The following is a 12,454-nucleotide window of genomic DNA, read 5'->3' on the forward strand; positions in this document are numbered from 1 at the left end:
CTAATAACACGAATCTATAACGATGAATTTAGAATCTATTATCGAACTGACAGCTGATGATATGTCAGCAGTGAATGAAGTCATTCTTGGCCAGCTAACTTCGGATGTGGCATTGATCAACCAGCTTGGTTATTACATCGTTAGTGGTGGTGGTAAAAGGATCCGTCCGATGATCGCAGTGCTCGCAGGGCGAGCATTAGGTCATAATGGAAAAAAACATGTGCAGGTTGCTGCATTGATCGAATTTATTCATACAGCGACATTATTGCATGACGATGTGGTTGATGAATCTGATATGCGCCGCGGAAAGCAAACAGCTAATGCCGTATTTGGCAATGCTGCGAGCGTACTGGTTGGCGATTTTATCTATACTCGATCCTTTCAGATGATGACGGATCTTGACTCCATGCGTGTCTTGAAACTGATGTCTGAAGCAACCAACGTGATAGCTGAAGGTGAAGTTCTGCAATTAATGAATTGCAACGATCCTAATATTACTGAAGAAAACTATATGCAAGTTATCTACAGTAAAACCGCACGTTTATTCGAAGCGGCAGCTCACTCTTCTGCGATCTTAGCCGAAGCGACCCCAGAACAGGAAAAAGCTTTACAAGATTATGGTCGTTATCTAGGAACAGCCTTCCAGCTAATCGATGATCTTCTAGATTATGATGCGGATAATAATCAGCTGGGTAAAAATACCGGTGATGATTTAGATGAGGGTAAACCAACTTTACCTTTATTACACGCAATGCGGAACGGTACAGCAGAAGAATCTGCATTAATTCGTAAAGCGATTGAAGACGGTAATGGCAGACATTTGCTAGAAACCGTTTTAGCAACAATGAAACGTTGTGGTTCTCTCGAATACACGTTAAAACGCGCAGAACAAGAAGCCGAAAAAGCGATTAATGTACTGAATATACTTGAAGACTCGCCTTATAAAGAGGCTTTAATCGGTCTCGCTCATGTTGCGGTTCAACGTCACTCTTGAGTGCTAATATATTGCGCGAAGGCAATCTATCTTATTTTGTCTTCGTGCAATTATCTTCATTCCGCTCAGTAGGCTCTTCAAAATGATCTCGTGGCGCCACATTAGTCTCAATTTGAATTAATAGTGCTGATAATCCTTCCCGTAAAATATATTTTACAATTTTACTGCTTTCATCCTCGGTTAATTGATAATAGACCGCTTTCCAAATCTGAAAAGGATCAGGCCGTTGTGGTACATAGTCGATAGATTGATCCGATAAGATCAACTGTGATTGGATCTCCTCCGGTAGACTGTCGAGTAAATATTCCACGGCTTTTCCTTGTACCCCTCTTTTTTTTCTGCATTCCCATCCTTCACGTCGCGCCATTAAATTCACACCTTGCGGTGATGAAGGTAACCCTGATATTTCAATTAATTCTTTTGCGGTATACCATATTTTTTTCATGATAATCTCTTTTATATTTTTATAACTATCAATTATTGATATATTAGCTAATAATATATTAAATTTGAAAATATAATATTATTTTAGTTATTATTAATAACATCTTTATTATTAATAACATCATACTCATTAATTAACTTAACTAATTCTGATAACCCATATCTTAAAATAAAATTCATTATTTTATTTTTTTCATTCGGTGCTAATTGATAATATGCTTCTCGCCAAATTAAATACTTATCTTCTAATTTAGTTTGATAATTAACCTCCGGTTCATGTAACGATAATTGATCAAATAAACTTTCTGGCAAGCTATTTATATGATATTCAACAGCTTTACCTTGTACTCCTCGCTTGCGTCTTGAAATCCATCCTTCACGTTTTGCCTTTATATTAACTCCTTGAGGAGTTTTCGGCATTTCATAAAAATTTATCAGTTCTTTTGCTGTATACCATTCTTTTTTCACGATATTAATCCTTTTACACCGTAGAATATATTAAAATAATCTTGTTTAAAATCGCTGAATTTATACCTAATAGTTTCTTAATAAAATTTAATTATAATTTAAATGAATTAACTCTTAACACACTTCCGATTGAGACATTACGCATTGAATTTTAAGGGTTTTATATCAAAAGTAATCTATTTTCCACTCTTGATTGCATTAATAATTCTCCGTTATAAATTACTCGCTAAATATAAAAAACAAATAATTAAACCTGCTTAATCAATCTATTATTCTCTAATAACTAAAAATGGTTAATTATCACTTTCAAAGACTTATATAGAGTCACAATATATATTTAATATTTCTTGGCTGTTTCTTTCTTTTCCAACAGGCTTCAAAAAATGAGATTTTAAGTAAAGATTCGAAATCTTTTAACAAAAAACCTGTTATGTTACTTTTAATAACAGGTTCATTTGCATGGAATAACTCACAATGACCCGTTATTTATACCATTAACTTCTCGTTATTCTGAATATAAAAAGGACGAAAAAGAATGGATTTAAAAAAAACTGATTGGCATCCAGCAGATATTATTGCCTCACTAAGAAAAAGAGGAACTACACTTGCGGCAATTTCGCGGCAAGCTGGATTAAGTTCATCAACTCTCGCCAATGCGCTATCGCGCCCATGGCCAAAAGGAGAATGGATTATTGCTAATTTTTTAAATATTCATCCTTCTGAAATTTGGCCGAGCCGTTACTTTGATCCAGTTAATGGAGAATTATTAGAACGAAAAATTAGAGATAAGTTACCAACCGCAAATTGAAAGTTACACCATAAAAAAACCGCTGATCACTCAATATGATCAGCGGCTAGCTAGCGAACGAAAGATAAACATAAATTTATCGGTGGTAATTAACCATTAATAAATTTTTCACCCAGCTCAATATCTGCTTTCAAAACATCAAGCATGTTGTTGAGAGCATTTTGTTCAAAGGTGCTTAATTCACCGATAGGTAAGCGTTCCTCAACACCATTTTTACCTAAACGTACAGGTTGAGCAAAGAAACGGGCATGTTGGCCGTCACCTTCGGTGTAAGTACATTCAATAACATTGCTTTCACCTTGTAAGCCACGGATCAGAGATAAACCAAAACGCGCTGCGGCTTGTCCCATAGAAAGCGTCGCTGAACCACCACCGGCTTTAGCTTCTACAACTTCAGTTCCTGCATTTTGAATGCGTTTAGTTAATGCAATGACTTCATCGTCAGTAAAACTTACTCCCGGAACCTGAGACAGCAGAGGCAGAATAGTCACCCCAGAATGGCCACCAATCACTGGTACTTCTGTGGTCTGTGGATTTTTACCTTTCAGTTCAGCAATAAATGTATTTGAACGAATAATATCAAGTGTCGTTACACCAAACAGACGATTTTTATCGTATACACCCGCTTTTTTCAATACTTCAGCGGCGATAGCAACCGTGGTATTTACTGGGTTAGTAATAATACCAATTAATGCTTTTGGGCAAGTAGTGGCTATTTGTTGTACCAAGTTACGCACAATACCAGCATTAACATTAAATAAATCCGCACGATCCATACCCGGTTTACGTGCAACGCCCGCAGAAATGAGCACCACATCGGCACCGTGTAATGCAGGAGTTGCATCTTCACCGGAGAAACCGATCACTTTAACGTCAGTTGGGATATGGCTCAAATCGGCAGCAACGCCTGGAGTTACCGGAGCAATGTCATATAGAGAGAGTTCTGAACCCGCTGGAAGCTGGTTTTTTAACAGAAGGGCGAGTGCTTGACCGATACCACCTGCTGCACCTAGAACGGCAACTTTCATTCTGAAACTCCTTTATTTTCGCTTAAAAGTATTTGAATTCATCTGGTTATATACTTACTGCATTACGTATAAAAAACAATTTGTTAACAGATCTAAAGCCTTACTAACCCAAACAATCTGTGAATTGAATTATGCTATTTTATACAAAATCCTTATCTGTTAATGAGATAACGGACACTTTTTTAACAAATAGTTTTTGTTATAGATATTTATCAACTCTATATAAACCATTACAATTTTCAGGATAAAGACCAGTATTTAATTAACATTTTCATTACAGCTGATAAAATCAGTTATTCAGATAACTTATTCAGTGTGTTCACTAAAAATAACATACTGAATAAAAACAATAAGTTTTTAACTCTTATCTGTGCAATTTTGTTGCATAAAAATTCACATTTACCGATAATACCACTCGATTCATTGTCCCAGGAAAGGTGAATTATGCGCACTCCTTCTAAACAAGAAGATTTAGTTAAGGCTTTCAAAGCGCTGTTAAAGGAAGAAAAATTCAGTTCACAAGGTGAAATTGTAACTGCACTCCAAGAACAGGGTTTCGAAAATATTAATCAATCAAAAATCTCCAGAATGCTGACTAAATTCGGTGCGGTACGCACACGAAATGCAAAAATGGAGATGGTTTATTGTCTGCCCGCCGAAATGGGTGTGCCTACAGCGACCAGTCCTCTGAAAAACCTCGTGTTGGATATTGATTTTAATCATTCCGTCGTAGTTATCAGAACCAGTCCGGGGGCGGCTCAATTAATCGCCCGCCTTCTGGATTCCTTAGGAAAAGCTGAAGGGATTTTAGGCAGTATTGCTGGCGATGACACCATTTTTTCTACCCCAGCAAACGGCTTTACAACCGAGCAACTCTACGAAGCTATTCTTAATTTGTTTGAACAAGAGCTATAGCCACCAGCTGAGTCTGACTCAGTAAAACTAGTGACCATAAAAGTATCGCGCCATTGGCGCGATACTGCTAGGTTGGTTATCGGTTTTATAGCGCGATAAGATTAATAATTTTTATCTGCTTTTTGCTGGGCGATTCTCTGTTCTTTCTGCTGTAAGCTGACCAACAGTTTGTCATGAATGCCGCTAAAACCGCCATTGCTCATTACCAAAATATGATCTCCCGGCTGCGCCGTTTCAACAATCATATTCACCAATGCATCAATATCTGAGCTCCACCGGGCTGACTGAACGCACTTCTCTGCAATTTCAGTGACTAACCATGGAATATTGGTCGGTTGGAACAAAAAGACTTCATCCGCACGCCCTAATGCTGGCGCAATTTCATTCTTACTGACGCCCATTTTCATGGTGTTAGAACGAGGCTCTAGTACTGCAATAATACGAGAAGTACCGCCAACTTTGCTCCTTAATGCTTCTAATGTCGCCAAAATAGCGGTTGGATGATGGGCAAAGTCATCATAAACGCTGACATTATATTCCACCCCACGCAATTCTAAACGACGGCGGGCATTAATAAAGGTATTTAGCGCCTGACAAGCTTCCTTCGGCGGTACGCCCACATGATGAGCGGCAGCAATAGCCATTAGCCCGTTATGCATATTATGAGTGCCGACTAATCCCCACTCAACTTCGCCAGCTTTTTCATTTTGATAGATAATTTCATATTTACTGCCAGAATGATTTAGTTTTTTGGCCTGCCATTCGCCATGCTCACCAACTAAAATTTGTTCACTCCAGCACCCCATGCCAATCGTCTGTTTTAAATTATTGTCGTTATCAGGCATGATAATTCGACCATTACCTGGCACGATACGCACTAAATGATGGAATTGTTTTTGAATAGCTTCTAAATTCTCAAAAATATCAGCATGATCAAACTCTAAATTATTGAGTATCAATGTCCGTGGGCTGTAATGTACAAACTTAGAACGCTTATCAAAAAATGCACAATCATATTCATCAGCTTCAATAACAAAAAATGGGCTGTCGCCAATTTGTGCAGAAACGTCGAAATTGCCCGGAACGCCTCCAATCAGAAAACCCGGTTTATATCCACAATCTTCTAAGATCCAAGCCAACATACCTGCTGTCGTTGTTTTACCGTGAGTCCCTGCAACCGCCAGCACCCAACGTTCGGGTAATACATGGTCATGCAGCCATTGAGGGCCTGAAGTATAAGGCAGGCCTTTTTCAAGCACCGCTTCCACACAGGGATTACCGCGGGTCATCGCATTACCAATAACAACCATATCTGGGGCGGGATCTAATTGGCTGGGAGAGTATCCCTGGATCAGCTCGATTCCTTGTTTTTCCAATAAGGTGCTCATTGGAGGATAAACATTTGCATCGGAGCCTGTGACTTTATGTCCCAGAGAGCGAGCCAGTATTGCAAGACTTCCCATAAAAGTACCGCAAATACCTAATATATGAATGTGCATTAATTTTCCATCCGATAGCATGAAGTTGGTCACTATTCTACCCATCCTCGTCGTGTTTATAAATGGATTAACCTATTAATCTTTTTATTATTTGGATAAACTTCTCCCCCAAGGGTAGAATCGAGCCCTACAAACCTCTGTCTCATTATATTCAGGACCTTCGTCATGAAAACATTAGGCGAATTCATCGTCGAGAAACAACAAGATTTTTCTCATGCAACAGGTGAGTTAACCGCTCTACTGTCTGCTATCAAGCTGGGCGCAAAAATTATTCATAGGGATATAAATAAAGCAGGCTTAGTGGACATTTTAGGTACCAGTGGTGTATCCAATGTTCAGGGTGAAGTGCAAATGAAACTTGACCTTTATGCGAATGAGAAACTGAAAGCAGCATTAAAAGCTCGTGGGGAAGTCGCAGGTATTGCTTCCGAAGAAGAAGACGAGATTGTAATTTTCGAAGGTGATCGCGCAGAAAACGCCAAATATGTCGTATTAATGGATCCATTAGATGGTTCTTCAAATATCGATGTAAACGTTTCCGTCGGGACGATATTCTCTATTTATCATCGTATCACCCCCATTGGACAATCCGTCACTGAAGCTGACTTCTTGCAACCGGGTCATCGCCAAGTAGCTGCTGGCTATGTAGTTTATGGTTCATCAACCATGCTGGTTTATACCACTGGTTGTGGTGTTCATGCCTTCACTTATGACCCTTCTTTGGGTGTATTTTGTCTATCACATGAAAAAGTGATGTTCCCTACAAACGGCAAAATGTATTCAATCAATGAAGGAAACTACATCAGATTCCCTCTTGGCGTGAAGAAATACCTGAAATATTGCCAAGAACAAGATGAAGCAACGGGTCGCCCTTACACGACTCGCTATATCGGCTCATTAGTGGCTGATTTTCATCGTAATCTGCTCAAAGGCGGAATTTACATGTACCCAAGTACGGCAAGCCATCCAAATGGTAAACTGCGCTTACTGTATGAATGTAATCCAATTTCTTTCCTTGCCGAGCAAGCCGGGGGGAAAGCCAGTGATGGTAGCCGTCGTATTTTGGATATCCAACCAACAGAATTACACCAACGCGTACCATTCTTTGTCGGTACTGAATCTATGGTAGAAAAAGCAGAAAGTTTCATTCGTGAATATCCAGATGAAGCCTAATTAGCTTTACTGTACTTCTATTTTAGGTGGGGATTTCCCCGCCTTTTTGTTGCTAGCAGATCAAATAATGCGCAGCACTCCCACTCTTTCCTATTAAATATCCTCGCCACAGACTCTATCCTGCTTTGTATGGAGTGAATTATCTGCAACATATCAGTTTTTTTTCATCTATCCCGCCGCAACTAGTGAGTTTTGTCGCCCTTTACGGCTATAATAGTCGTTACGTCATTTTAGCTATTACTATAAAGGATACTTTTCATGGGCCTGAACAATGTACCGGCAGGGAAAGAACTGCCTGATGATATTTATGTCGTCATCGAAATCCCAGCAAATGCGGATCCGATTAAATATGAAGTTGATAAAGAGACTGGCGCATTATTTGTAGACCGTTTTATGTCTACTGCAATGTTCTATCCATGTAACTATGGTTACATCAATCACACACTGTCTTTAGACGGTGATCCGGTTGACGTATTAGTTCCAACGCCTTATCCACTGCAACCTGGCTCAGTTATTCGTTGCCGCCCCGTTGGCGTCTTGAAAATGACTGATGAGTCTGGCGAAGATGCTAAATTAGTGGCAGTACCACACACTAAATTAAGCAAAGAATATGATCACATTAAAGATGTGAACGATCTACCTGAACTGCTGCGTGCTCAAATTACTCATTTCTTTGAACATTATAAAGATCTGGAAAAAGGTAAATGGGTTAAAGTTGACGGTTGGGATGACATCAATGCCGCTAAAGCAGAAATTATTTCTTCTTTTGAACGTGCTGCAGCCGCAAAAAAATAATTTAGTTATTGGCCATACAAGCTAAATATTTTCGAGCTCTATCGATTGATAGGGCTTTTTTTATTCCTCAATTTACCCCTTACTCTGTGTTTAGCGCATAAAAAAACTGAGCCTAATCGACTCAGTTTTTTATTTTCAGGAATTAATCTTCAAAAAGATTATTTTTCATGACGTTTTAGCCAATCACCACTTTCAATGCGTTGTAAACCATCAACGGGGAGCTTATACAGATAAATCCATGCGCTACCATACGGTGTCTGGATCAATTCTCGTTCATAATCCTGTGAGTTTTTTTTCAATTCATCCAACTCAGTTAGGATTGAAGGAGTAATGCGATACACTTCGCATTCCACGGAGCCTTCACCACAAACAACCGCAGGATAATAGCCTAAATCATAGATATCATAGCCTTGTAACCTATGCTTTCCTAAAAGTTGCGCATAGGTCATCCAATGATGATTACCCTGATCTTGCCTTAAACTGCCATACACAATAATTCGCATAACTAAAACTCAAATTGATAAAGAAGATCTAATGCCTGATTAACACCAGACACGGCTTCTAAATATAATTTTGGCATTAACCTATAACGTATCGTCAATGTGGCTAATGAGTCAAATATACCGACACCATATTTTACTTGTAGGTCATCAGTAATTTTCCCACTAACCACAACTTGGGAACTATCACCGACGCCTTGGGTATCTAATGCCAAATCTGAAACACCAAATGTCTCACCAATCTTGCCTACAAGTTGGCCACTTTGTGCTACCCCTAAGCCAATCAGCATCGATGTCATTTGCGACCCATTGGAATCCCCACTATCAAGGCCTTCACCGCGCAATAAGTAAGAAAGAGCTTCTTGCTGAGTTTTCGCTGGTTCAGAGAAAATTTCCACTTTCGGTTTATCCGCTAATCCAGTGACTTTCACGCCTGCAATTACTCCATCGGCGGTATTGTCTGGATTACGAATAGCTTCCAAATTCAAGAAAGGTTGATCCGCAGGGCCTGAGAACATAATTTGCCCTTTGCGAACTAACAAGTCTTGTCCGTAAGCATGGAAGCGTCCCGAAGGAATATCTACTTGCCCATTCAGCTTAAGACCTTGTTTATCCTGTAATACCCGTAACATACCGGTTAATTTAGCCTGCAATCCAAACGCATCTAACTGCACATCGTTGCCGATATTAATGGTTAAATTAGTCTGGATAGGAATAGCAGTTGGCGACTGTTCAATCGGCTGGAGATTTTTATCGAGCATAACCTCGTCAGAAGAAACGCCTACCGCTGATTCTGGTAATTCTTGCACCGTAATCCGTGCCCATGGAATATTGACATTACCGGTTAAATTCAGCAATTCAGGTGAAGCTTCAAACACTAAATCTGGTGCCACATCTATCCGCACCATTGGCGGCAATGAGACCCTCAGATTGTCACCTTTAGCCATCACTTTAGCGTTCCATGCATCAATATTGCGCCAATCAGCCTCTCCATTAATATTCAGATAACCTTCAGGCGTGGTAATTTGTCCATCCATGGTGGAACTCGTACCGTTAAAGTTGATGCCTAATCGACCTTGAGTGATATCAAAAGGGATCCACGAACCTGATGCCAACAACTCTGAGAGCGTTAAATTACCGTTCAACAACGGCTTATTAGCATTCCCGCCTAAACGTAAATTGGCATTCAGTAATCCTTCCGCTTTTTCACCTTTAGATAATAATGGCTGAATCAGTGCTAATGAGATTGAGTCAATAGTGATCGAACCCGATAAGCGGCGGGCTTTTTCCAGATCCGCAATTTGTACATTTCCGTTAAATTGCCCATTGTTAAGGATCTTAATCAACCAGCTAATATCTGCTTTACCATTCACTAGCGCCGCAGAAAGCGTTAATGTCTGAAACTCAACAGGTAAAGAGACACCTTCTACCATTTGAGTTACTTTAACCCCGTCACCTTTCAGATTAACTTTAGCTTGTGGTAAGCCGCCATCGGCTTTCCAACTCACTTTAGCATCGCCACTGAATATTCCCTGTAACTGGGTATCTCCGGTCATAAACGGCTTTAACATCGCTAAGTTAAAACTTTCAAGCGCTATATCGGCGGTACCACTTTTCCCCGCTTTTATTGGTTTAGGCACACATAATCGTGCATTTGGATTAACCCAGCAATGCGTTCCAACCGTGACTTCTTGTAATGTATTCGCGTACTCTAGTGCCATGGCTTTATTTAAATGCCATTCTCCGACCGGCGTCTCAAACGCGGTATTATTCAGCGTTCCTTTCCAGATTTCCGTCTGGCGATCGAAGCCCCCATTTAAGGCCAAATGACCGGAGACTGGCTCACCCTGCACATCCAGTTTTAGCTGATGTTTCTTTTCGTTGCCTTTAGCCTCTAAGGTCAAATTTTTAATCACCAGATCGGCTTGTTTTAATTGACGCACTACGACCGAAAGATCGCCTTTAATCTGTTCACCAGAAGTCACGTTACCTTTAATTACTGCACTATCCACAGACAGCATATCCTGCCATTTCACGCCATGTGCATTAATATCGGCTAACACTTGAGGCGACTGCAAATCGCCACGCAATTTGATATCACCTTTAATAACACCGGCTAATCCTGGCAGCATACCGCCTAAACCGGGCGCATTAATTTTAGCGTCTAAATTCCATTTGTCGGATAAATTACCTTTTACATCAACATTATTTTTACCTAATACCAGATTAAATCCGGGAATATCCCACTGCCCTGCAGCATTGCCGGAAGCCTTACCTCGCGCTTTCAGTAAATTATTTTTGACGTTACCATCGAGGCTAATTTCAGGAATTTGTAGCTGCCAACTCCCTCCATATAAACTGCCTCGAGTCACCACTTTACCGTCCACTTTCGCCGGCCACTCTGGCCACTGTTTAGACGTATTGATCCCCGATAACGTAAGCACCGCATTCCAACTGATGGCTTTACTCCAATCAGCAACCCCAGTAATCTCCGCTTTGCCCTGTAATGCAGACAAACGCAAACGGGTTAAATTAAGTTGTTCTTCATTACCCTTGGCATCAAGCAACAATACTGACGATGGTAAATCTTGTCCGGTAATCGCTGATTTAAGCGATAAATCATAGGCTGATGGACGTCCATTAAGTCGTAAACGGGTACCCTCTAATTGATATTGAGGCTCGCCAACCAATGGCCAGGCGATTTTTTGGCTATCTAACGTTAATAAGAAAGGTAAATCAGCCTGTGACAAATCCGTCTGTGCATCTAAGGTGGCATTTACTGGTCCACTGAGATTCAATGCTAATTTTAATTGATCTTGCAGTGCGCCCTTCAGCGTTAAATCTATCTTTTGCCCCTCAAAATCTTTGAGCTGAGATTCTCCTTGCACCGAGAGTGATACCGGCCATTTATCCTCTAGTGTCGCACTCCCTGAAAGTGCTAGATTGCCTTCAGGTGCATCTGCTGTTATCGAGGTAATTTGTACATTTTGCCCCTGATTAGACAGACTAATATGCAGACTATTTAATGTGGCTGGTGTCGCACCTGAGACACGGAAATTAGAGCCATCAATAGCTTCAACTGTTAAATCTACCGGCAAAATTATTTGGGGTAACTCCGCGAGTAAAGGTTTAGCAAACAGTTGTTTTAAAGTTTCACCTAATGGCTGTTGTGGCGGTTCATCCTGTTCAGGAGCCAGCGTATTTTTAGTTGCTACCGTTTTAGCTAGCGTTGATTCAGATATAGTGGTGTCATTTATCATAGCCTCGTCTGATGCGGTTTCAGCCGCAGGTAGATCTATGGTTAAATTAACAATCTGAGTTGGCGTAACGGTTAATGCTTTGGCTTGCCAATGAAGCCCCGTCGAGAATTTAGCTAAATCGACCACCGTACCATCAACAGTGACATGGGTCTGTTGCAATGATAATTGAGCTAAATTAATCGTCAGGGGAGCATTAAGCTCAGTTAATGGCTCTGAAGGCGGTTGTTCTTCTGATGGCGGCAGCTTCGAGGTATCCACCACCACATTGACCCCTTGGGTTGAGAGATCATCAATGCAAAGCTCACGCTGAGTTAAACAGCCTAAACGTAACGCTAAATGCAATTTTTCAGCATTTACATCAACGCCTGGCATTTGGTACTGCACATTACTTAGCGTTAAATCATCCCATCCGCCATTGACTTGACCAATTTCTAACCCCGGAACCCAGCGATTAGCACTGTTTATTACAAAATGCAAACCGGATTGTGTTCCTAAAATCCAACTGATCGCCGCTATCAACAGAACTAAAATAATCAAGAGGATCGCTGCAATGCGTTTTACCCATTTCAT

At 40.4% G+C, this 12,454-nt stretch carries 11 protein-coding genes; 5 read left to right on the forward strand and 6 right to left on the reverse strand.

What is annotated here, in order from left to right:
* Positions 1 to 22: 22 nt before the first annotated feature.
* Entirely contained in the window at positions 23 to 994 is a 972-nt protein-coding gene (ispB, locus tag MNY66_RS14410) for an octaprenyl diphosphate synthase (protein ID WP_047257519.1), read from the forward strand.
* Positions 995 to 1,025: 31 nt separating this feature from the next.
* Here the strand turns inward: ispB and MNY66_RS14415 are convergent, their stop codons facing one another.
* A complete protein-coding gene (locus tag MNY66_RS14415) occupies positions 1,026 to 1,439 on the reverse strand; it encodes a DNA-binding protein (protein WP_072057375.1) in 414 nt (137 codons plus the stop codon).
* A gap of 83 nt (positions 1,440 to 1,522) precedes the next feature.
* Positions 1,523 to 1,906 (reverse strand): DNA-binding protein, encoded by a 384-nt coding sequence (locus MNY66_RS14420; protein ID WP_241501129.1) that lies wholly within the window; start codon positions 1,904 to 1,906, stop codon positions 1,523 to 1,525.
* Positions 1,907 to 2,441: 535 nt separating this feature from the next.
* Between MNY66_RS14420 and MNY66_RS14425 the strand changes: the two genes are divergently transcribed.
* The gene (locus tag MNY66_RS14425; protein WP_053907099.1) at positions 2,442 to 2,714 is read left to right on the forward strand and encodes a helix-turn-helix domain-containing protein; all 273 of its coding nucleotides are present in this window, start codon (positions 2,442 to 2,444) and stop codon (positions 2,712 to 2,714) included.
* Positions 2,715 to 2,803: 89 nt separating this feature from the next.
* On the opposite strand, the gene mdh is transcribed toward MNY66_RS14425, so the two are convergent.
* A complete protein-coding gene (gene mdh, locus MNY66_RS14430; protein ID WP_241501130.1) occupies positions 2,804 to 3,742 on the reverse strand; it encodes a malate dehydrogenase in 939 nt (312 codons plus the stop codon).
* 444 nt (positions 3,743 to 4,186) lie between these two features.
* Here mdh and argR point away from each other — a divergent pair, with 444 nt between their 5' ends.
* Entirely contained in the window at positions 4,187 to 4,657 is a 471-nt protein-coding gene (argR, locus tag MNY66_RS14435) for a transcriptional regulator ArgR (protein WP_047254809.1), read from the forward strand.
* Positions 4,658 to 4,758: 101 nt separating this feature from the next.
* Here the strand turns inward: argR and mpl are convergent, their stop codons facing one another.
* Positions 4,759 to 6,156: a UDP-N-acetylmuramate:L-alanyl-gamma-D-glutamyl-meso-diaminopimelate ligase gene (gene mpl, locus MNY66_RS14440; protein WP_047254810.1), complete on the reverse strand. Its 1,398-nt coding sequence runs from the start codon at positions 6,154 to 6,156 to the stop codon at positions 4,759 to 4,761.
* A gap of 165 nt (positions 6,157 to 6,321) precedes the next feature.
* On the opposite strand from mpl, the gene fbp reads away from it, so the two are divergent.
* Positions 6,322 to 7,329: a class 1 fructose-bisphosphatase gene (gene fbp / locus MNY66_RS14445; protein ID WP_047254811.1), complete on the forward strand. Its 1,008-nt coding sequence runs from the start codon at positions 6,322 to 6,324 to the stop codon at positions 7,327 to 7,329.
* Positions 7,330 to 7,587: 258 nt separating this feature from the next.
* The gene (ppa, locus tag MNY66_RS14450) at positions 7,588 to 8,124 is read left to right on the forward strand and encodes an inorganic diphosphatase (RefSeq protein WP_047254812.1); all 537 of its coding nucleotides are present in this window, start codon (positions 7,588 to 7,590) and stop codon (positions 8,122 to 8,124) included.
* Between the two features lie 158 nt (positions 8,125 to 8,282).
* Here the strand turns inward: ppa and MNY66_RS14455 are convergent, their stop codons facing one another.
* A complete protein-coding gene (locus tag MNY66_RS14455; protein ID WP_047254813.1) occupies positions 8,283 to 8,627 on the reverse strand; it encodes a gamma-glutamylcyclotransferase family protein in 345 nt (114 codons plus the stop codon).
* Positions 8,628 to 8,629: 2 nt separating this feature from the next.
* Positions 8,630 to 12,454, reverse strand: a complete 3,825-nt coding sequence (tamB, locus tag MNY66_RS14460; RefSeq protein WP_241501892.1) for an autotransporter assembly complex protein TamB — start codon at positions 12,452 to 12,454, stop codon at positions 8,630 to 8,632.

Origin of the sequence: Moellerella wisconsensis (assembly GCF_022592395.1) — a bacterium.
GTDB lineage: Bacteria > Pseudomonadota > Gammaproteobacteria > Enterobacterales > Enterobacteriaceae > Moellerella > Moellerella wisconsensis.

Coding starts and splice junctions, on each gene's coding strand:
- ppa (WP_047254812.1), top strand. CDS start 7,588: ATGGGCCTGAACAATGTACCGGCAGGGAAAGAACTGCCTGATGATATT.
- MNY66_RS14415 (WP_072057375.1), bottom strand. CDS start 1,439: ATGAAAAAAATATGGTATACCGCAAAAGAATTAATTGAAATATCAGGG.
- mpl (WP_047254810.1), bottom strand. CDS start 6,156: ATGCACATTCATATATTAGGTATTTGCGGTACTTTTATGGGAAGTCTT.
- fbp (WP_047254811.1), top strand. CDS start 6,322: ATGAAAACATTAGGCGAATTCATCGTCGAGAAACAACAAGATTTTTCT.
- MNY66_RS14425 (WP_053907099.1), top strand. CDS start 2,442: ATGGATTTAAAAAAAACTGATTGGCATCCAGCAGATATTATTGCCTCA.
- MNY66_RS14455 (WP_047254813.1), bottom strand. CDS start 8,627: ATGCGAATTATTGTGTATGGCAGTTTAAGGCAAGATCAGGGTAATCAT.
- tamB (WP_241501892.1), bottom strand. CDS start 12,454: ATGAAATGGGTAAAACGCATTGCAGCGATCCTCTTGATTATTTTAGTT.
- ispB (WP_047257519.1), top strand. CDS start 23: ATGAATTTAGAATCTATTATCGAACTGACAGCTGATGATATGTCAGCA.
- argR (WP_047254809.1), top strand. CDS start 4,187: ATGCGCACTCCTTCTAAACAAGAAGATTTAGTTAAGGCTTTCAAAGCG.
- mdh (WP_241501130.1), bottom strand. CDS start 3,742: ATGAAAGTTGCCGTTCTAGGTGCAGCAGGTGGTATCGGTCAAGCACTC.